The sequence below is a fragment of the Aliihoeflea sp. PC F10.4 genome (genome assembly GCF_054612275.1).
The window spans coordinates 3,041,527-3,062,716 of the sequence record NZ_JBTSWH010000001.1 but is presented as its reverse complement, the minus strand read 5'-3'; the positions used below and the strand labels follow the sequence as shown (position 1 = coordinate 3,062,716).

Here is a 21,190-nt window from a genome sequence, read left to right as displayed (position 1 = left end):
TTTGTTGGCGATGACGGCTACCGACATCTCCAAGCTGATCGTTCGAACGTCGCTGCGCGACCGGGCGGCGTTCGATTTGCTGTATCGCCGTACCAACGCGAAACTTTTCGGCGTGTGCTTGCGTGTCTTGGATGATCGGGCAGAAGCCGAGGAAGCGTTGCAGGAAGTCTACGTCAAGATCTGGACGAAGGCCGACCGGTATGCGGTCTCGGATTTAAGTCCGATTTCCTGGCTTGTCGCGGTTGCGCGAAATCATTCGATCGACCGGATCAGGGCACGGCGCACGAAGCAGACCTCGCTCGACGAGGCGGCCGAAATCGTCGATCCCGCACCGGGTCCTGAAGCGCAGACGCTTTCGGGGGATGAAAATGCGCGCGTCCATCACTGCCTGGAGGAACTCGAGGTGGATAAAGCCGCCGCAGTGCGCGGCGCTTATCTGGTGGGTGACAGCTACGCCGAACTTGCGGAACGCCACAACGTACCGCTCAACACGATGAGAACCTGGCTGCGCCGCAGCCTCATGAAATTGAAGGATTGTCTCGAACGATGACGCCGACCGATCAACACGAACCGGAACTTGGAGGCGACGAAGCGCTCGCTGCCGAGTACGTCCTGGGCGTGCTGCCGGCGTCCGAGCGGCAGGAGGTGGCACGCCGTCTGGAAGCCGACGCGGGTTTCGCGAGGCTCGTCGATCGGTGGGAGGCCCATTTTTCACCGCTGGGACAGGCCTACGAGGCGGTCGAGGCACCCGCTTCGGTCAAGCAGGCGATCGACCGGCGCATCTTTGCGTCGGCCACGCCTGCGCAACAGCCATCCTTGTGGGGCAGTCTTGCGCTGTGGCGCGGGCTCGCAGCCGCCTGCGTTGTTGCGCTGGCAATCATGACGGTCTGGGCCATGCAGCCGCCGGCCGAACAGCCGGCCGCCCCGCGCATGGTCGCGTCGCTCGAAAGCGACGAGACCGATGTGCGATATCTCGCATTTTACGACGAAGCGGCGGGAACGATCCATCTGTCGCATGTTGCTGGCTCGGCTGCGCCCGACAGGGACTTCGAGCTCTGGGTGATCGAAGGTAATGAACCGCCGGCATCGCTCGGTGTGATCGCCGCCGGTGACCGCTTCGATATTCGTCCGGACGATACATTGCAGGCGAAGCTGGCGGCCGGTGCCGTCCTGGCGGTTTCTCTTGAGCCGGGCGGTGGCTCTCCGACCGGTCAACCGACAGGGCCTGTGGTCGCCGCTGGCGATCTTCGAAGCATCTAGTCGCGCCTGGCTTCGCATCATCAGTTAACAGAACTATAATATTGCTTCACGTCATTTTTTGAGAGGTGACGTGAGTTTATTTTCTCAACCTAGACACTGAAGATGTAATCTCTATCTTGTTGGTGGGTTGGGAAATTTAATGAATTTTGAGGTGAACATCATGAAGCGCATTCTTGCTTTCCCGCTTATTGCTCTTGGTCTTCTGGCGATGGCCGCATGCACGGACGACGCCGGAACTGATCAGTCGACGGGTATGGAATCGCCTCCGGTGGATTCGGCGCCCGCGCCGGTTGAGTGAGCTGAAAACGCTCCTTGGCACTTTCTAAAGATTGAAATCGGTCGGCTCATCGCCGGCCGATTTCTTTTTTGCTGGTGCTGAAACCCTTGAAACTTCTTCATCGGCCGGTTCGTGCCTTGTCCTGTGCGCCCCATTTCGAGGGCTCGAACAGGAGGTTCGAACATGCGTAGCTTTACTCAGGTGCTTCTTGCTGGAACGATTGCCGTGTCGGCTCTTGCCGGGGCGGCTTTCGCCCAGGACAATCCGATGGTCGGCGGGGCGGAAATGTTCCCTGACAGGAACATCGTCGAGAATGCGATGAATTCGGCCGATCATACGACGCTGGTGGCCGCGGTGCAGGCAGCCGGTCTGGTCGAAACGCTTCAGGGTGCCGGGCCGTTCACGGTCTTCGCGCCCACGAACGAAGCGTTTGACGCGCTACCGGCAGGCACGGTCGACAATCTGCTCAAGCCCGAAAACAAGGAGCAGCTTACGAAGGTGCTGACCTGTCACGTCGTTGAAGGCGCGGCGATGTCGGACGCGATCGCAACCATGATCTCCGACGATGGCGGCGAGCATGACATCGCCACCGTGGGCGGCTGCGTCGTGAAGGCTTCCATGGAAGGCGACAATATCGTTCTCACAGACGAGAACGGTGGAGCCGCGAATGTGACAATCGCGGATGTGCGGCAATCGAATGGCGTCATCCATGTGATCGACGCGGTTCTGTTGCCCAAGATGTAACGAACCGTCACGGCAACCGGCCGGGACGTACCCTCTCTCCGTATGATCCCGTGGCCGCTCTGGCCCGCCATCGCTACCGAGCACGGGCGATGGCGGGTCTTTTCGACAGGATCGCGAAATTCGCTCAAGCCGAATTGATGCCGGTTCGAAGGGCGCGCGGTGTAGGATCGACCGCAAATTGGAGAATGTCCGATGACACGCAGAAAGTTTCTTTATGGAAGCGCAGGTGTTTTCGCACTGGCGACTTTTGGCGGAGGCCCCTTTCAGCGCCTGATCTCGACCGAGGCGATGGCGGCTGCCGAAGGCAATTTCGAAGTGACGAAGACCGATGCCGAATGGCGCGCGATGCTGAGCGACATGCAGTATAGCGTATTGCGTCAGGAGGGGACGGAGCGTGCCTTCACGAGCCCGCTTAACGACGAAAAGCGTACCGGCATGTTTCACTGCGCCGGTTGCGACAACGCCGTCTACTCATCGCAGGTGAAATACGATTCCGGTACGGGTTGGCCGAGTTTCTGGCAATCCGAAGATGGCGCAGTCGGCACCAAGGTCGACAACTCGATGTTCATGACCCGCACGGAATGCCATTGCGCACGCTGCGGCGGTCATCTCGGCCATATTTTCGACGATGGTCCGCAGCCGACCGGCAAGCGGCACTGTATCAACGGCGTGGCGATGAATTTCAAGCCTGGCGCATCCGTCGCCGGCTGATCGGTCAGGCGGTGTCGCCAAGCACGTCCTCGATGTAGAGGCGCTTGACGAGAACCATCATGACGGCTGCGAACGGGGTCGCGAGAATGATTCCGACAAAGCCGAACAACAGTCCCATGATGACGAGCGACGCCATGATGAGCGCCGGTGGCAGGCTTATCGCCTTGCCCTGTATGAGCGGCGTCAGCACGTTTCCTTCCATGAACTGGACGACGCAGTAGACGGCGAGCGCATAACCGACGACCCACCAGTCTTGCGACATGGCGACGAGAACGATGGGAATTCCGGCAAGGATCGGTCCCAGAACCGGAATGAAATTGAGCACGCCCGCCGTCAGGCCGAGCAAGATCGCGCCGGGCATTCCGACGATGGCGAGCGCGGCATAGACGACGAGCCCAATGATGCCCATCGTCACGAATTGCCCTATCAGCCAGAACCGAAGCGTGACGCCGATCTCGTCCATGACGGCGCCGAAACGCGGCCGGCTTTCGACCGATACGAGCTTGACTGCGCCGTTGCGATAAAGCTGCGGCTGGGCGGCAAGGAAAACACCGACGATCAGGATCACGCCGATATTGCCGATGACGCCGAACGTCGTCGCGAAGGCGGCGCGCACCTGACCGAAAAGTCCGGACGGATCGGGCAACCAGTCGGAAATACCTCCCGAGCGTGAGGAAGAACTGCCGGTTTCCTCGCCTGTGCCGTCTTCGCCGGCGATCTCTTCGCTGACGAGGTCCACGACATTATACTCCTGAAGCATCTGCTCGATGCTTCGAATTTCGCGTTCCAGCGTCCGGATCAAATCCGGCGTCTGTGCGACGGCGGTCACGCCGACGCTGGTGACAAAGCCGATGGCGGCCAGCGAGGTGACGATGCAAACGATCGTCAGGCGAAGTCCGCGTGCGATCGGCAGGACATGGCCGAGCGCGCGTGTCAGCGCATCGAGGAACACGGCGAACAGGATGCCCGCGAAAAGAAGCAGGAAGCCGCTTGCCGCATAGATGATCAGGAACAGGCAAAGCGCGATCGCCAGCACGACACCGGCAATGGTGGCCGTGCGCCAGCCGAGCGAGGCGCGCGTCGTGCGTTTTGCAGGCGCGGTGTGGGCGGAAAGATCGTTCACCTGAATTCAATCGCCCGTCGCCGCGTTCTTGTCCAGACGCGATGAAGGGCTCGTGGTTACGAATTCGTCAACGGTGGGACTGCGAGCCGTCGGCGTTGACGTAGCGGAGCCGCTGGCGAACTTAGACTTAAGTATGAAAATTCCATCTCCGGTCCATGCTAGAAGATTGATTAAAAAGGGTTTTGTGCAGCGCGGAACGTAGTTTTCGTGTGATCTTGCATATGCTGCGCTGCCGTGCATTCATTGCGCAACAACAAGCGCCCGGATGGACGGGGCGTCGCACGGGTCGGCCTCGGGGGGAGGCACATAGGCCGGGTGACGCGCACGGTCGGGGTGTCGAGGAGGAACATATCTGCATGACTGACAGCGTCATTCTGTCGGCGCGTGATCTGACGAAGGAGTTCAAGGGCTTCTTCGCGGTGGAAGGCGTCGACCTGAGCGTGAAGCAGGGAACGATCCATGCGCTGATCGGCCCAAATGGGGCCGGCAAGACGACGTGCTTCAATCTTCTGACGAAGTTCCTGCCGCCCACGCGTGGTGCGATCACCTATAAAGGACAGGACATCACGACGATGTCGCCGGCCGACATCGCGCGGCTGGGCCTTGCCAGGTCATTTCAGATTTCGGCCGTCTTCCCGAACCTGACCGCGATGGAGAACGTGCGGATCGCATTGCAGCGTAAGCGCGGCGACAGCTTCGATTTCTGGCGTTCCGAAAAGGTGCTGGCGGATTACGACGACCGCGCCCACGAACTGCTCGCCGATGTCGGCCTGACGCAATTCGCCGACACGTTCGCGGGCGAACTCTCCTACGGCCGCAAGCGCGCGCTGGAGATCGCGACGACGCTGGCGCTCGATCCCGAAATGCTGCTTCTCGACGAGCCGATGGCCGGCATGGGGCAGGAGGACATCGACCGCATAGCCGCCCTGATCAAGCGCATTTCCGCAAACCGGACCGTGCTGATGGTCGAGCACAATCTGTCGGTCGTCGCCTCGCTTTCCGACACGATCACGGTGCTGGCGCGCGGTAAGGTGCTGGCCGAAGGCGATTACGAGACCGTTTCCAAAGACCCCCGCGTGATCGAAGCCTATATCGGAGCCGGCCATGCATGACGCCGCCCTTGCCGAAAAATCCGCTGCCGCATCCACCGCGCCGCTTCTTGCCATTCGCGACCTCAACGCGTGGTACGGCGAGAGCCACGCGCTGCACGGCATCAATTTCGAAGTGAGGCCGGGAGAGGTCGTCACGCTTCTGGGTCGCAACGGTGCCGGCAAGACCACGACGCTCAAGGCCATCATGGGTATTTTGGGCAAGCGTACCGGTTCGGTCACCTTCGAGGGCAGGGAAACGATCAAGCTGCCTGCACGCTCTATCGCGCGGCAGGGCATCGCCTATTGCCCGGAGGAGCGGGGCATCTTCTCTTCGCTATCGGTCGAGGAGAATTTAATGCTGCCCCCGCAGGTCAAGTCGGGCGGCATGAGCGTCGATCGCATCTTCGAATTGTTTCCGAACCTGAAGGAACGGCTACAGTCGCAGGGCACCAAGCTGTCGGGCGGCGAGCAGCAGATGCTGGCGATCGGCCGCATCCTGCGCACCGGTGCCAAGACGCTGCTTCTGGACGAGCCGACCGAGGGGCTTGCCCCCGTCATCATCCAGCAGATCGGCAAGACCATCGCGCGGCTGAAGCAGGAGGGCTTCACCATCGTTCTGGTCGAGCAGAACTTCCGCTTCGCATCGACCGTCGCGGACCGTCATTTCGTCGTCGAGCAGGGCAAGGTCGTCGACCACATCCTGAACGACGAACTCGATGCCAACATCGGGAAACTGCACGCCTATCTGGGCGTCTGAGAGAGGAAGCACGCGCCTGAAAGCGCGGCATGAGGAGGAGTGACCACATGAACATGAAGACGATTCTTCTGGGATCGATCGCCGCTGCGGTCTTCGCCGCGCCGGCCTATGCCGTCGACGTGAAGATCGGCGTTCTCAACGACCGTTCCGGTCTTTACGCCGATATCGGCGGCGAGGGCTCGGTCGTCGCGGCACGCATGGCTGTCGAGGATTTCGACGCCGAATCGAAGGACATCAATGTCGAGATCGTCTCGGCCGACCACCAGAACCGGCCGGATGTCGGGTCGACCATCGCGCGCCAGTGGTACGACCAGGAAAATGTCGACGTGATCGTCGACGTTCCAACCTCTTCGGTGGCGCTCGCGGTTCATGACATCACGCGCGAAGCGGACAAGGTATTCCTGAATTCCGGTGCCGCGACTTCCGATCTGACCGGTTCCGCCTGTTCGCCCAACACGATCCACTGGACGTACGACACCTGGCAGCTTGCCAACGGTACGGGCCGCGCGGTCGTGGAAAATGGCGGCGATAGCTGGTTCTTCCTGACGGCGGACTACGCCTTCGGTCACGCGCTTGAACGCGACACGACCGCGGTCATCGAGGCAAGCGGCGGAACCGTCGTCGGTTCGGTTCGCACGCCGTTCCCCGGCACCGACTTTTCCTCGTTCCTTCTTCAGGGCCAGTCTTCTGGAGCCAAGGTTATCGGCCTTGCCAATGCCGGCGGCGATACGGTCAACTCGATCAAGCAGGCATCCGAATTCGGTATCACGCAGGCAGGCCAGTCGCTCGCCGGTCTTCTCGTCTTCATCAACGACATTCACGCGCTTGGGCTCGATGTCGCGCAGGGGCTGCTTCTGACCGAGAGCTTCTACTGGGACCTGAACGACGGCACGCGCGAATGGTCGGCCCGCTTCGAGGAGCAGACCGGCAACAAGCCGTCCATGATCCAGGCCGGCGTCTACAGCGCGGTGCTTCATTACCTGAAAGCGGTCGAGAATCTGGGTGACAAGGAATCGCAGGCCGTTGTCGCGAAGATGAAGGAACTGCCAACCGACGACGTGCTCTTCGGGCAGGGTGAGGTGCGTGCCGATGGCCGCAAGATCCACGATTCCTACCTCTTCCGCGTAAAGACCCCGGACGAGTCGCAAGGTCCTTGGGACTATTACGAGACCGTGTCGACGACACCGGCCGCGCAGGCTTTCCGCCCGCTTGAGGAAGGTGGCTGCCCGCTGGTTGAGTAGGTTTTCACAAGATGAGTGGCGCGCGGGCACGGTCCGCGCTCCGCTTCGCACCCATTACGTCCTCGACCACGGGAAGCGCACATGTTCGAGCTCATAGGCATTCCGCCGCAGGCTCTTTTCGGCCAGCTTCTGCTCGGCCTCATTAACGGCTCGTTCTATGCGATGCTGTCGCTCGGGCTGGCGATCATCTTCGGCCTGCTCAACATCATCAACTTCACCCATGGCGCGCAATATATGCTCGGCGCCTTCGTGGCGTGGATGCTGCTCAATTACCTGGGCATCAACTATTGGTGGGCGCTGCTTCTGGTCCCGATCATCGTTGGGGCAACCGGCATCATCATCGAGCGGCTTCTAATTTCGAGGCTCTACCATCTCGATCATCTCTACGGCCTGCTCCTGACTTTCGGCCTCGCGCTGATCCTGCAGGGCGTTCTGCGCAACAATTACGGCATATCTGGCCTGCCCTACGGCATCCCGCCGGCACTCGCGGGAGGCCAGAACCTCGGCTTCATGTTCCTGCCGAACTATCGCGGCTGGGTGGTCGTCGCTTCGCTGATCGTGTGCCTCGGCACGTGGTTCGTGATCGAGAAGACGCGGCTTGGCGCTTATCTGCGCGCAGCGACCGAAAACCCGACGCTCGTAGGCGCTTTCGGAATCAACGTGCCGCTGATGATCACGCTGACCTACGGCTTCGGCGTGGCGCTGGCCGGGTTTGCGGGCGTTCTCGCCGCGCCGATCTATTCGGTCAATCCGAACATGGGCGCCGAACTCATCATCGTCGTCTTCGCGGTGGTCGTCATCGGCGGGATGGGCTCGATCCTCGGTTCGATCCTCACCGGCTTCGGGCTCGGTCTGGTCGAAGGGCTGACGCGCGTCTTCTACCCTGAAGGCTCCGCCGTCGTCATCTTCGTCATCATGGCCATCGTCCTGATGATCAAGCCAGCCGGACTGTTCGGGAGGACCGCCTGATGACCGCCGTCACCGAGACCGACACCGCCTCGGCCATCGCCGAACCGCGCATCCGCCGCAAGGTGATGGGCATGCCTGTCCATCACATGGCGATCTTCGTCCTGTTGCTCGCAGCCGGCTCCATCGCACCGTTCATGCTTTACCCGGTCTTCGTCATGAAGATCCTGTGCTTCGCGCTCTTCGCCTGCGCGTTCAATCTCCTGCTCGGCTTCGGCGGCCTCCTGTCCTTCGGCCACGCCGCCTATTTCGGATCGGCAAGCTATGTCGCGGCCCATGCGGCAAAGGTCTGGGGCCTGTCGCCGGAACTGTCGATCCTGGCGGGTACCGCCGCCGCCGCGGTGCTTGGCCTCGTTTTCGGTTCGCTCGCCATTCGCCGTCAGGGCATCTATTTCGCGATGGTGACGCTCGCCTTCGCGCAGATGATCTACTTCTTCTCGTTGCAGGCTCCGTTCACCGGTGGCGAGGACGGTATTCAGGGCGTGCCGCGCGGCAATCTGTTCGGTTTCATCCCGATCCAGAGCCATTTCGCGGTCTACTGGATGGTGCTGGCCATCGCCTTCATCGGCATTCTGCTGATCTACCGGATCATCCATTCGCCTTTCGGGCAGGTGCTGAAGGCGATCCGCGAGAACGAGCCGCGCGCCGTCTCCCTCGGCTATCACGTCAACCGCTACAAGCTGACCGTGTTCGTCCTGTCGGCAACGCTGGCCGGTCTTGCCGGCGCGACCAAGGCGTTCGTGTTCCAGCTTGCTTCGCTGACGGATGTGCATTGGACGATGTCGGGCGAAGTCGTTCTAATGACCCTTCTGGGCGGCATGGGAACCGTTTTCGGCCCGATCGTCGGCGCAGCCGTCATCGTGAGCATGCAAAATTATCTGGCGACATGGGGCGCTTGGGTGACGATCGTTCAGGGCATCGTCTTCGTCGTCTGCGTCATGCTCTTCCGGGAAGGCATCGTCGGCGTCATCCAGAAATGGATAAGAAAGCCGCTCTAGCAGAAACGTGAAAGAAGAACGGCCCGGCAAGTTTCGCCGGGCCGTTTTGATTCCAGTCGCCTTCTTCTATCGGCTCGTATCCCTGCCGGAGCGGACCGGGACCGGAGAAAGCTCTTTGCCCTGCACCACGATCCGGCGCGGCTCCTTCGCAGCACCGCGAATGAGCCTGCGATACCAGTCGATGTAATAGGCAAGCGCGAACTGAAGCGCGACGCCTACCAGCACGATGGCGATGTCGGACACGATGGTCGGCGGGAAAACGCCGCGCCATGCCTGCGCCGCCATCGACAGGATGGTGCCGACGACGAAGACGGGAAGCGCATGACGGCCGAGTACGGCAAGCGGATTGTCGAGCGTCGTGCGGAACACGTTCGAGATCGCGGGCAGGGCGTAGATCAGGTACGCGATGGCGATGACGTGCAGCATACGTGGCAGCGACAGGAACGTCTTGCTAAAGCCGGTGAAGATGCTCGGCAGCCCCATCGAGGCGTCGATGCCCCAAAGCGGTATGCGAACCCACATGAGTGCAATCGTCAGGTAGAGTGCCGCAGCACCGATGAGCCAACGATTGACCGGTATGTTTCCACCTCGTTTGACATGCATCATCGCCGCCATGCCGAGCACGAACAAAAGCTGCCAGGAGAACGGGTTGAGAAACCAGTATCCATTATTGGGAAAATGCGGCGGCGCGATCGGAAGCAACCCGGCGACCATCCACATGATGCCCGACGCTGCCACCATCCAGCCGATGCTGAACGTTCCGATCAGGAGGAAAAGCGGCAGCATGAGGAGAACGACGGCATACATCGACAGGATGTTGTTGTAGCCGAGCTGGTGGCCGAGTGTAACGACCCCGAGAAGGGCGGCCGCCGTATCCGTCATCACCGGCTCGATATTGATCTTGGCGAGCAGGTGCGGTGCGCCGAAGTAAAGGGCGAAGAAGGCGAAGATGCCGATCGTCGCCATGGTCGTTCCAAGCTGCGCGATGTAGAGAACGCCGGCGCGACGCCACGTCTTCAGCGTAACGATGAGCCGGTTGCCAGCCTCGAATTTCAAGCCGTAGGCAAGCGCAGCCGAAATGCCCGAGACGAGGACAAAAGCTTCCGCCGCATCGGAGAACCCGAAATTCTTGTGCGTGATGACCTCGATCGGATTTCCGGGAACATGGTTCACGAAGATCGTCAAAAGCGCGATGGCTCGGACGACGTCGATGCGCGTATCTCGAAGGGATTGATTGCCATTATTCATGCGTACGAGTTCCCACTAGCGAAACGGTTCATGCCGCTTCGCAAAGGTCAGGCGTCCCTTCCTGAGGCTAAGTCGCGCTGTGCGGACCGATGCATTGGAAATGAGCACAGGTGTCGAAGCGCTTGTTAACGTGCCAAATAGCCAATTCGATCCATGGCGGCCATCACGTTTGGCGAAACTTCGTTTCAGCATCCACTAAAAAAGAAAGGCCACCCGATGGGGTGGCCTTTTTGATGTGTGCATGAGGCAGTTTCAGGCTGCCTCGATGGCAGGTGCCAGACGGATGGAGCGGCGAACCTGATCGTCGTCGAGCAGACCGCCCGCACGCAGAAGACCTGCGAAGCGGCCGTTGCGGCGAGCGAGTTCATCGAAGCCACCCATCTCAACGATGCGCCCGTGATCCATGAAGATCACCATATCGGCGTCTCGAACCGTCGACAGGCGGTGCGCGATGACGAAGGTCGTGCGGTTCTCGCGCAGCCGGTCGATCGCTTCCTTCACCTGCTCCTCGGTTTCCACATCGAGCGCGCTCGTCGCTTCGTCGAGAACGAGGATCGGCGCATCCTTCAAGATGGCGCGCGCGATCGCAATGCGCTGGCGCTCACCACCCGAAAGCTGACCGCCGCGTTCGCCGACGACGGTGTCGTAGCCGTCAGACTTACCGAGAATGAACTCCTCGGCAGCCGCAGCGCGTGCGGCATGGTGGACATCGTCGTTCAACGCCCCTTCGCGGCCAAGGCGAATATTGTGCTCGATCGAACGGTTGAGCAGGCCAGCGTCCTGGAAGACGGTCGCCATCTGGCGGCGCAGCGAGCCGCGCAGAACGCTGCGCGTATCGACGCCATCGATGGTGATCGTGCCCGAATACGGGTCGAACACACGCTGCAACAGGTTGATCAGCGTCGTCTTGCCCGCACCCGTGGGACCGACGATGGCGACGGTCTGGCCAGCCTCGACGGCAAACGAGATGTCGCTCACGCCTTCGCTGGTGCCGGGGAAGCGGAAATTGACGTTGTCGAACACGATGCGACCTTCGACGTCGTGAAGTTCCTTGGCTCCAAAGGTCTCGGAGCGCTCTTCGACGGCATCCTCGACCTCGTAGAAAGCCTCGAGCTTGGCGCGCGCCTCGAACACCTGGTTCACAAAGCCGGTGATCTGGTCGAGACGGCTGATGAGCAGCGTCGCGAAACCTGTGAACGCCACGACATCGCCGATACGCAACTCGCCGCGCGAGACCAGCAGGGCGCCGATGATCAGCACGACCATCATCGAAATGGTCGACGACAGGCGCTGCAAGGCGCTAGCGAGCGCCCACCAGTCGAGGACCGGGTACTGCGCGTTGATAAGGCGCTGGACGTGTTCCTTGAGCGCCTGCGTCTCCTGCTGCACACGGCCGTAGCTCTGCAGGACCGACACGTTCGACACAGAGTCGCTCACATGCGCGAAAACCTTGTGGTAGTGCTGCTCGACCGCGGCCTGACCGTCCTTGGTGCGCTTCATGACGATATGGTTGATCGTCACATACGAAACGCCGAGCGCGAACAGCACCATCGCCATGCGCAGATCGAGCGAAATGGCCGTCGGGACCAAAAGAACGAGCGCCACTGCCGTGGACAGGTGCTGGCGCATGAATTCCAGCCAGAGCGAGAACATCGCTTCGACGCCGCGCAAAAGCGTGTGCAGCGAATAGGATGTTCCGCGCTTGGAGTGCCATGCGAGCGGCATGGTGATCATGTTCTCATACGAACGCGAAAGGACATCGCCGCGCACCTTGTGCGCCAGCCTGTCAGCCCCGCGCGAAACGAGAACGAAGGCAATGATGTTGAACACACCGAGGCCTGCCCACGCTGCAAGCGTCGGCGTCACATCCGCCTTTTCCGTGATCGCGTCGATGATGCGACCGAACAGGATCGGCTCTGCGATTGCGACCATGGCGAGGAGAACATTGGAGGCGCAAATGACAGCTACCTTGCCGCGTGCTGCGGCAAGATAAGTCAACGCTCTCCAGTACACTTCCACAAGGGACACGATGCAGACCTTTCACTGGAATTGTGCAGTGCAACAAGGATTGCACTACTTCCAAACACGGACTCGGACAATTGCGTATGAGAAGAATGGTTTCGTTGCGCGCTTCACGAATGCGCGCTGGGTCGTTATTTTCCGTGATGCTTTAACAATCGGAAATCTTTGATCAATTGGCAGGTTGCTGGCCAATTGCGGTGCCATTGCGGCATTCGCGCTCTAGCCTGTTTCACCCTTTGCAACCGTTACGACAACCTCGTGAACGCCACCCTGTGTCAACGGGATTTGCTGCACCTGCGTTCCGTCGACGCGGATCGAATTTTCGGCTCCGCGCTCGACGACGATGTCGTAGCGAGCGTTGCGGATGTTCAATTTTGCCTTGAATTCCATCCAGTTAGCCGGAATCTGCGGCGCGAGCGTAAAGGCGTCGCCGGCCACGTTAAGACCGATGATCCCCTCCACCGCCGCTCGGTAAAGCCATCCAGCCGACCCGGTATACCAAGTCCAGCCGCCCCGTCCGGCGCGGTTCGATTCCGAATAAACGTCGGCTGCGACGACGTATGGCTCGACCCGATAGAGGTCAGCATGCTTGCGGTCGCGGGCGTGATTGACCGGATTGATCACGGAAAATGCATGATAGGCGTCGTCGCTGCGACCGAGTGCCGCAAGGGCGAGAACGAACCATGTGGCCGCATGCGTGTACTGCCCGCCATTCTCGCGTACGCCCGGCGGATAGCCCTTGATGTAACCGGGCTCTTTCGTCGTGTTCTGGAACGGCGGTGTGAAGAGGCGGATGAGACTGTTCTGCTCGTCCATCAGGTGCGATTGCGCACTCGTCATCGCCTGGTTTGCCCGATCGAGCGGGCCGAGGCCCGAAAGGACGGACCATGATTGCGCAAGTGAATCGATCCGGCACTCGTCTGACAGGCTTGAGCCGAGCGGCGAGCCATCGTCGTAATAGCCGCGCCGATACCATTCCCCGTCCCAGCCGGCGTCTTCGATGGCGATCTTGAGCGTGTCGAGATGGCGCTCCCACGCTTCCGCCCTGGCTGTGTCGCCACGCTTCGACGCGATGGGCGCAAAGTCGCGCAAGGTTGCGGCAAGGAACCAGCCGAGCCACACGCTCTCGCCGCGTCCGTTCTCGCCCACGCGGTTCATGCCGTCGTTCCAGTCACCACCGAGGATCAGCGGCAGGCCGTTCGGTCCCGTGCGTTTGATCGCCAGATCGAGCGCACGTGCGCAATGCTCGTAAAGAGGTACGGTGTCCTTGGAAATTTCAGGCGTATAAAAGGCGTCGTGCTGGCCTTCCTCGAGCGCCGCGCCTTCGAGGAACGGCAGTTCCTCATCGAGGATCGCTTCGTCGCCAGTGACGCTGACATAGCGATGCGTGCCATGTGCGAGCCACACCACGTCGTCGGAAATCGTGGTGCGCACGCCAGCACCGGAAAGCGGCAGCCACCAGTGCTGCACATCGCCTTCGGCGAACTGCCGGCTTGCGGCGTTCAGGATCTGTGTTCGCGCCAGCGACGGGTCCTGCAGAAGGAGGGCGAGCGTGTCCTGCAACTGGTCGCGGAAGCCATAGGCACCGCTGGCTTGATAGAAAGCCGCGCGGGCGCGGATGCGGCAGGCGAACGCCTGATAGGGGAGCCAGTGATTGACCAGCGCGTCGAAGGCCGGGTCGGGCGTTTCGACCTGGAGAGCGTCCGCGAAGGTGTCCCACTGGCGGGCATTGGCGTCGAGCCTGTCGGTGAACGAAAGCGTTCGATGGTGGCCGACGAGTTCGCGCGCTTCGGCCGCCGATCCCGCGTCGCCCATGAAGAATTGCAACGCTTCCTCGCCGCCCGCCGCAATGTCGATGTCGAAGGCGAGCGCGCCGCAGATGTCGCGGCCGGCTTCAACGGTTCCCGACAGGGAAGCGCCAGCGATGACCGATGCCGGATATTCCGAGCAACCGCGCTGACCGAGAAATTCGGATCGGTCGCAGGTGAAGGACTGGACCGGCCGGTCTCCGGCAAGAAATGCGACCCGGTCCCCATAGTCGAGATGATAGGGGTTTTGCGCCGTGACCATGTTTGCGCCTGCGTCGTGACCGGGAATGGTCGTCGCGCTCGTGCGCGTGCGGTTCACGCCCATGACCCATTCGGCATAGACATAGACGCGAAGGCGCGAGGGCGTCGTGCCGCCATTCTTCAGCTTCAGACGCGAGACGCGAACGGGATCGACCGGATCGACCAGATGTTCGAGTTGTGCGCCAAGGCCGTTGCGCTCGACATGGAAGGCCGAAAGACCCGCGCTGTGGCGCGCCTCGTAGACGAGCGACGGGTCGCGCAGCATGGCGGCGAGCGGCGAAAACGCGTCACCTGTGTCGCGGTCGATGATGTAGATGCCTTCGCCCGGACGGTTCGTGACGGGATCGTTCGACCATGGCGTGACCTGAAAGTCGCGGCTGTTGCGGCTCCAGGTAAAGGCCGCGCCTTCGGCGGAGACATGGAAGCCGAAATTCTCGTTGGCGATCACGTTGATCCAGGGCTGCGGCGTGTGCTGCTTGGCGTCGAGCCGCACGACGTAGGAGCGACCCTTGTCGGCAAAGCCGCCATAGCCGTTCCAGTATTCCAGCCCGTCGCCGTTGGCGGTCGCCACCGGAGCCAGACGCGCGAGCGGCTTGGCGGCCGGCTTCGCCGCGTTTGCGCGCTGTTGCTGCGCCCACGCCTGCTGTTCGGTAGCTTCGGCACGGTCGATCTGGTCGAAGATCGTTCCGTTGCGCGTATGAAGGACGACGCGTGCGACGGACAGAAGCGTCTTGTAAGTCTCGTTGTCCATCAGGTCGCGGCGAACGGCGAAGATGTGCTGACGCGGCCCAAGTTCGCGCCCGCGCAGGCGGCTGTTGTCGCAAAGCTGCTCGATCGCCTGTTGCAGATCCTGCACATAGGACGCCGCCTGCTCGTTGACGATTACGAGGTCGGTAACCATGCCGTGCGCGCGCAGATATTCCTGCATGCGAAGCGCTGAGGAAACGATCTCCAGATCGGCGACATCCGCGATACGCAGCGCGAAGATCGGGAAATCGCCGGAGATGCTGGTCGGCCATAGCGCCGACTGGCGGCCGAGACCGTCCGCGATGAGTTCGGCAGGCGCGCGCAGCGCGGGTGTCGGGTAGAGCAAATATCGCGCCAGCCGCTGGACGCCTGCAGCGTCCGCGAGCGACAGCCCGACATGGCGGGTCTGAACCTGCGAACGCGTCCAGGCGAGCATCGCCTGACGCTCGAAGGAGCCGGGATTGCCGAAACGGATCGCCGATGCGCGCGCGTCGTCTTCCGTCGCGGTAACCAGCGTCCAGTAAGTCAGCGACACTTCCTTGCCGGCCGGCACCCGTACCTTGCAGCGGATCGACATGACCGGATCGAGCGTGAAGCCCTCACTTCCGCCAAATTGCGCATCGCGGTCGAAGGCCGCCGGATCGACGACCGAGCGGCCGCGTCCGAGAAACGCACGCCGGTCCGTTTCCGCGCGCGCCTCGCGCGGGATGCCGACGCCTGCGGTGACGAAATGGGCGAGCGCCACGGGCGCTTCGCTTTCCGCGCGCTTGTTGCGGCGCGCCAATATCATGCTGCCATCATTGGCGATGGTCGTTTCGACGAACATCTTGGAAAAGGCCGGATGCGCCTGATCGCTCGCGTCAGGTGCGAGCGCGATCTCGCCATAGGACGTGATTTCCAGATGCCGGTCGGTGTCGCCGCGATTGGTGATCGTGATGCGCCGGGCCTCGCCATTGGCTTCCGCCACGACGATCGCCTCGACTTTGGTGGTGAGCGTTCCCGCTCGCTTGACGAACGTCGCCTTGTCGTCGCTGAAGACGGCCTCGCAGCTTTCGCCATCTGCCGTTTTCGGATCGCCGGTAGCCGACCACCATGCGCCCGTCGCGGTATCGGTGACGAACAGGAACGTGCCCGACCGATCCTCGACCGGATCGCCGGACCAGCGCGTGACCGCGATTTCGCCGCTGCGGCTGTAGCCTGTGCCACGCGCGGTCAGCATGACGCTGTAATAGCCGTTCGACATCACGGTCGTTGCCGGAAGCGCGTTGACCGGATCGGCGATGACGCGCATGTCTGAACTGGTCTCGGCTTCCTCTGGCGTCGGCTGGTCGCCGGCTTCGGCGCGGGCCTTCGTCGCCGGCACGTCGCGCGGTGCCTTTTCCTGCAGAAGCAGTTCGGCCGCCTCGATAACCGCATCCGAATGGAAGCGATCGCGCATTCGGCCTTCGAAGATCACGTTGGCGACCGCGACGATCGACATGCCGGTGTGGTGCGCCATGTAGTTGCGCACGACGGCGTGGTCGGCCCCGGTGGGAACGCGTGTCGGGGTGAAGTCGATCGCGTCGTAATAGCCGTAGCGTCCGCGTCCGCCGATCTCGTCGATCTCAGCCAGATTGGCGACGGCCTCGCGTGGCTTGAACTGCGCGGCAAGAAGCGTGGCGTAGGGTGCAATCACGGTGTTCTGCGCAAGGCCGCGTTTCAGGCCCAGCCCCGGCACGCCGAAATTGGTGTACTGATAGGTCATCTCGCGGTCGCGTGCATTGTAGGCGCTTTCGGAAATCCCCCACGGAATCCCCTTCGAGCGCGCGTAACGGATCTGGCGCGTGATGACGAGATTGTTGGTCTGGTTCAAAATGCCGCCGAGCGGCTCCTTCATGACGAGCGGCGGCATGAGGTATTCGAACATCGACCCCGACCACGAGACGAGCGCGCCATAAAAGCCGACCAGCGTGACGGGTCTGCCGAGCCGCATCCAGTGATCCGTCGGCACGTCGCCCTTTGCGATGGCGAAGAGGCTCGTCAGCCGCGCTTCGGAGGCAAGAAGATCGTAGCAGGCTTCGTCGAGCTGGCGCTGATCGACGCGGTAGCCGATGGAAAGCAGCTTGCGATCCTCGCGCAGAAGGAACGAGAAATCCATTTCGAACGCGTATTTGCGCGACCGGTCGCGCAGTTCGACCAATTTGGCGCGCATGCTCGCGATGCGTTCGTCCTCGATATACGAATCCGAGATGTGGGACTGGCACGATGCGTCGAGCTTGTCGGCCCAAAGGGCCAAGGTTTCGCTTGCCTGGGAGCCGATCTCATCATGGATCGCGCGCGCGAGCTTGCGGATTTCGGCGGTAAGGACCGCAAGGTTGATGGTACGGATCGCTGCCGTTTCCGGTTCACTGCGGATCGTTTCAACCGCGCGGCGCATGCCGTCGATGCGCTCGCGAAGGCGCTGTCGAAGGGGGCGCAGCGGCCGCCTGTCATCCGGCAACTCGTCGAGGCTTTCGGCAAGGATCGTGACGGTATCGATGATGCCCGTATAGTCGCCTTGAAGATGCGCTGCCGGTGCCTGCGCCCAGATATTGCAGGTCGCCGCGACGGTCACGAGATGCCCGGCCAGGTTGCCGCTGTCGACCGACGAGACGTAGAGCGGCAAAAGCGGTTTCAGGGTCTTGGTATCGTACCAATTGTAAAGATGGCCGCGATGGCGCTCCATCCGCTCGATGGTGGAGATCGTCTGGTCGATCCTGTGAACGGCCTCGGCAAGGCTGATCCAGCCGAAGTCGCGTGCCGAGACGATCGAAAGCAGATAGATGCCGACATTGGTCGGGGACGTTCGCGGTGCGACGACCGGGGTCGGTATTTCCTGATAATTGTCCGGCGGCAGGTAATTGTGCTCGGCGGTCACGAAGGTTTCGTAATAGAGCCATGTGCGCCGGGCGGCGGTGCGCAGCTTGGCACCGTCGGCGGCGGTGACGATCAGCTTGTCTTCGGTTTCGGCCGAGCTGCTGATCAGCCAGGCGAAGGCTGGCGCGCCGCCCCAGAAAAGCAGGAACAGGCCGGCGACGACCATGCCCGAATGATCGGCGATGACGGCGAGCGAAAAGCCGATGAGGCCGATCACCACCGAGCCGATCATCATTGTATAGTAGCTCTGCAAATCCTCGCTGCCGGCGCGTGCCGCGTCGGAGGCCGTGCGCCATTCGAGCAGATGCCGGCGGCTGACGAACATGCGGTAGAGCGTGCGCAAGATGGCGTCCGCCGAGGCCCACGCCTGATGGGCGATAAGCACAACCTTCAGCACCACCTGACCGGTTGCGAATGCGACTTCGCGGCCGAGCGCGGAAAAATGGCTGCGAAGCGTCGCTTCGTTGTCGCGCGGCATCAGCGCGTCGACGATCGAATAGGTGAGGGCGAGCACCAGGCTGAGGATAAGGAGTGCCTGCCACTGCACGGCGTAGGCGAACGGCAGGAGCATCCATCCCGCAATCGACGCAAGCACCCATGCAATCGGTACGAGCGAGCGGCGAAGATTGTCGATCATCTTGAAGCGCGAGAGACCGGGCACGCCGGAGCGCGGATCGAAGATGAAGGGGAGGAGCTGCCAATCGCCACGTATCCAGCGATGGTTGCGCGAGGCGTCTACCGAATAGCGCGTTGGGTAGTCCTCGATCAGCTCGACATCGGTGACGAGTGCGCAATGCGCATAGGCGCCTTCAAGGAGGTCATGGCTCAGAACGGAATTTTCGCCGATGCGGTCCTTGAGCGCGGCCTCCATCGCGTCGATATGGTAGAGACCCTTGCCGGTGAAGGTGCCGGAGTCGAACAAATCCTGATAAACGTCCGAAACGGCGAAGACGTAAGGATCGACACCGCGATTGGCCGAAAAGATGCGCTGGAAGAACGAGGCTTCGTTGCCCGTTGTCAGGGAGGGCGTTACGCGCGGCTGGAGAATGCCGTAGCCGCTGACGATCTTGCCCGTCTTCTGATCGACGACCGGCCGGTTGAGCGGGTGCGAGAGCTTTCCGACGAGCTTGGCGACGGCGTCGCGGGTCATGCGCGTGTCGGCGTCGAGCGTCAGCACGAACTGCACGTCTTCGGGGAGCGGCGTCGTCGGCGCCATGAAGGTCGTGTCGAGATCGCCGCGCAGGAGCGCGTTCAACTCATGCAGCTTGCCGCGCTTGCGCTCCCAGCCCATCCACACGCCTTCGACATCGTTAAAGAGCCGGCGGCGATGTAAAACGTGGAAGCGCGGCCGCGCGTCGCGCGGATAGCGTTCGTTGAGCGCGACGACGCGCTTTTGAGCATAGGCGAGAAGTTCGGTGTCCTCGCTCGTCTGCTCCGATGCGCTGTCCTTCCAGTCGGAAAGGATGGCGAAGTCCAGTTCGCCGTGCATGTTGGCGAGATAGTGGACCTCCAGATTGTGAAGCGCGTCCTCCACATCGTCGCGCGACCCGATGAGGATCGGCAGCGCCACCAGCGTGCGTGAGCCTGCTGGCACGCCGTTCTTGTATTCGTAGCCGATGAGGCGCGTCGGCTCGACGATCAGGGAGGCGATCGTGTTGTAAAGGCCAAAGGCAGCCTCGCTCGCCGGCAAAAGGAACAACGCCAGAAGCAGGATCACCGCCCCCGCCGGAAGACCGATGCCGCCGAGTGTGAAGCCTACGACCGCCAGAAGTATCGCTGTGAGAAGGGCGGCCGGCAGGACGATCCCGGCCCAGCTCGTCAGCTTGTAGAAGCGGCGGATACGCGTTTGCCATTGCGGTCTGTAGCCGATGGCATGTTCCAGTTCCTGCCTTTTGGGGCCGACGACGAACAGGCCGATATCGGGCTGTGTGGCATGGCCGAACGCGCCGACGCGGTCCTGCGCCATCGCGATCGCGCGTTCGGTGACGTCGCCTTCGGTAAGGTCGGTGCCGCCCGCCAGTTCCTCGATGGCTCGGCGGTACTGGTCGCGCGAATGAAAGTCGAGATTGGCAAAATCCGTATGCGCGCGCAGCATCTGATCGACATGCGAAAGTTCCTCGAACCAGACCGTCCAGTCCGCATCGTCGACGAGCCGCAGACCCTTGATGATATTGCCTGTAGTCACGTTTCCGGCCGAGAGCGTCGCATGTTCGCGCCGCGCGATTTCCTCGGCGTCGAGGTCGAAGCGTTCCAGTTCGGTCTCGAGCCAGGCCAGCGCGCTTGACGCATATTGCGTGCCGTCGCGCAGGCGGAACAGAAGCTGGGTTGCAAAGGTGGTGTCGCGCGCATGCGCCTCATAGGTCGCCAGAACGCGCAGTTCCTCCTCGACCGAGCCTTGTGCCAGCGCCTGGTCGGCAACCTTGTTGGCGACGTCCCGCATCTCGTGGGCGCGCTTCACACGTACCGCCAGACGGCGCAGGTTTTCGACGAGCACAAACCGGAGCAACGAGGGCAGGGCCCACAATTCGCCGATGGCCAGCGGTTCCACTTCCTGAAAGGCGGCGACCATGGTCTCGAAGCCCGCGACGGAAATCGCGCTGTCGCAATGCGCGACATAGGTCCAGGCCAGGATCAGCGCGCGTGGCACGCTGCGGCCATCAGGCAGGGTCGTCATGCGCAGCTTGCGAAAGAAGCTCGACGGCAAGTCGCGCCGAACCTGAACGATCGTGTCCTCGACGAGATAGTGATTGTCGAGAAGCCATTGGGCCGCTGGTGTGATCGGGTCGGCGTTCTGCTGGGCGTGCCCAAGATAGGTGACGACGGACAGGATCGTGTCGGCATTCGCGGTCGCGCGTGCGCGTAGGTCCAGATCGTAAAGATCGAAATCAGGTTCGTAACGACCTGACGCAAGGTCGTAACCGAGCGCCTGAAGCGTGAAGTCGTTTCCGGGGGCAAAGCGAATGGGCGTGTCGACAGCGGCAGGCAGGAGCGGAGCGGCGTCGCTGATGCGGGCCGGGTCGGTCTGAATATTCATGCGTCAA

Annotated in this window: 14 protein-coding genes; 10 read left to right on the top strand and 4 right to left on the bottom strand. The window is 61.8% G+C overall.

Translation table 11 applies throughout. From position 1 onward, the window contains the following. Positions 1-10: 10 nt before the first annotated feature. From ACX82Z_RS15315 to msrB, 5 genes are all read left to right on the top strand, one after another. A complete protein-coding gene (locus ACX82Z_RS15315) occupies positions 11-550 on the top strand; it encodes a sigma-70 family RNA polymerase sigma factor (RefSeq protein WP_459911821.1) in 540 nt (179 codons plus the stop codon). Beyond that, positions 547-1,260, top strand: a complete 714-nt coding sequence (locus tag ACX82Z_RS15310) for an anti-sigma factor (protein WP_459589939.1) — start codon at positions 547-549, stop codon at positions 1,258-1,260. Before ACX82Z_RS15315 ends, ACX82Z_RS15310 begins: the two co-directional genes overlap by 4 nt. A 160-nt stretch (positions 1,261-1,420) precedes the next feature. Further along, on the top strand, positions 1,421-1,558 hold the full coding sequence (locus tag ACX82Z_RS15305; RefSeq protein WP_459589938.1) for a hypothetical protein: 138 nt from the start codon (positions 1,421-1,423) through the stop codon (positions 1,556-1,558). Between the two features lie 162 nt (positions 1,559-1,720). Continuing rightward, positions 1,721-2,281 carry a fasciclin domain-containing protein gene (locus ACX82Z_RS15300; protein WP_459589936.1) on the top strand — a complete coding sequence of 187 codons (561 nt, stop codon included), beginning with the start codon at positions 1,721-1,723 and terminating at the stop codon, positions 2,279-2,281. 192 nt (positions 2,282-2,473) lie between these two features. Beyond that, positions 2,474-2,992: a peptide-methionine (R)-S-oxide reductase MsrB gene (gene msrB, locus ACX82Z_RS15295; protein WP_459589935.1), complete on the top strand. Its 519-nt coding sequence runs from the start codon at positions 2,474-2,476 to the stop codon at positions 2,990-2,992. A gap of 4 nt (positions 2,993-2,996) precedes the next feature. On the opposite strand, the gene ACX82Z_RS15290 is transcribed toward msrB, so the two are convergent. Further along, on the bottom strand, positions 2,997-4,115 hold the full coding sequence (locus ACX82Z_RS15290) for an AI-2E family transporter (RefSeq protein WP_459589934.1): 1,119 nt from the start codon (positions 4,113-4,115) through the stop codon (positions 2,997-2,999). Between the two features lie 356 nt (positions 4,116-4,471). Between ACX82Z_RS15290 and ACX82Z_RS15285 the strand changes: the two genes are divergently transcribed. From ACX82Z_RS15285 to ACX82Z_RS15265, 5 genes are all read left to right on the top strand, one after another. After that, positions 4,472-5,227: an ABC transporter ATP-binding protein gene (locus ACX82Z_RS15285; protein WP_459589933.1), complete on the top strand. Its 756-nt coding sequence runs from the start codon at positions 4,472-4,474 to the stop codon at positions 5,225-5,227. Further along, the gene (locus ACX82Z_RS15280) at positions 5,220-5,963 is read left to right on the top strand and encodes an ABC transporter ATP-binding protein (protein ID WP_459589932.1); all 744 of its coding nucleotides are present in this window, start codon (positions 5,220-5,222) and stop codon (positions 5,961-5,963) included. The genes ACX82Z_RS15285 and ACX82Z_RS15280 overlap by 8 nt, the downstream gene beginning before the upstream one ends. Positions 5,964-6,016: 53 nt before the next feature. After that, positions 6,017-7,204, top strand: coding sequence for an ABC transporter substrate-binding protein (locus ACX82Z_RS15275; protein ID WP_459911819.1), 1,188 nt, complete (start codon positions 6,017-6,019; stop codon positions 7,202-7,204). 81 nt (positions 7,205-7,285) lie between these two features. Further along, the gene (locus ACX82Z_RS15270) at positions 7,286-8,173 is read left to right on the top strand and encodes a branched-chain amino acid ABC transporter permease (protein ID WP_459589931.1); all 888 of its coding nucleotides are present in this window, start codon (positions 7,286-7,288) and stop codon (positions 8,171-8,173) included. 71 nt (positions 8,174-8,244) lie between these two features. Next, complete coding sequence (locus tag ACX82Z_RS15265; RefSeq protein ID WP_459911817.1) at positions 8,245-9,168, top strand: branched-chain amino acid ABC transporter permease; 924 nt, start codon at positions 8,245-8,247, stop codon at positions 9,166-9,168. 66 nt (positions 9,169-9,234) lie between these two features. On the opposite strand, the gene ACX82Z_RS15260 is transcribed toward ACX82Z_RS15265, so the two are convergent. From ACX82Z_RS15260 to ACX82Z_RS15250, 3 genes are all read right to left on the bottom strand, one after another. Next, positions 9,235-10,416 carry an OpgC family protein gene (locus ACX82Z_RS15260; protein ID WP_459589930.1) on the bottom strand — a complete coding sequence of 394 codons (1,182 nt, stop codon included), beginning with the start codon at positions 10,414-10,416 and terminating at the stop codon, positions 9,235-9,237. Between the two features lie 252 nt (positions 10,417-10,668). Then, complete coding sequence (locus ACX82Z_RS15255) at positions 10,669-12,444, bottom strand: glucan ABC transporter ATP-binding protein/ permease (protein WP_459589929.1); 1,776 nt, start codon at positions 12,442-12,444, stop codon at positions 10,669-10,671. 213 nt (positions 12,445-12,657) lie between these two features. Then, positions 12,658-21,183 (bottom strand): GH36-type glycosyl hydrolase domain-containing protein, encoded by an 8,526-nt coding sequence (locus tag ACX82Z_RS15250; protein ID WP_459589928.1) that lies wholly within the window; start codon positions 21,181-21,183, stop codon positions 12,658-12,660. Between the last annotated feature and the right edge of the window lie 7 nt (positions 21,184-21,190).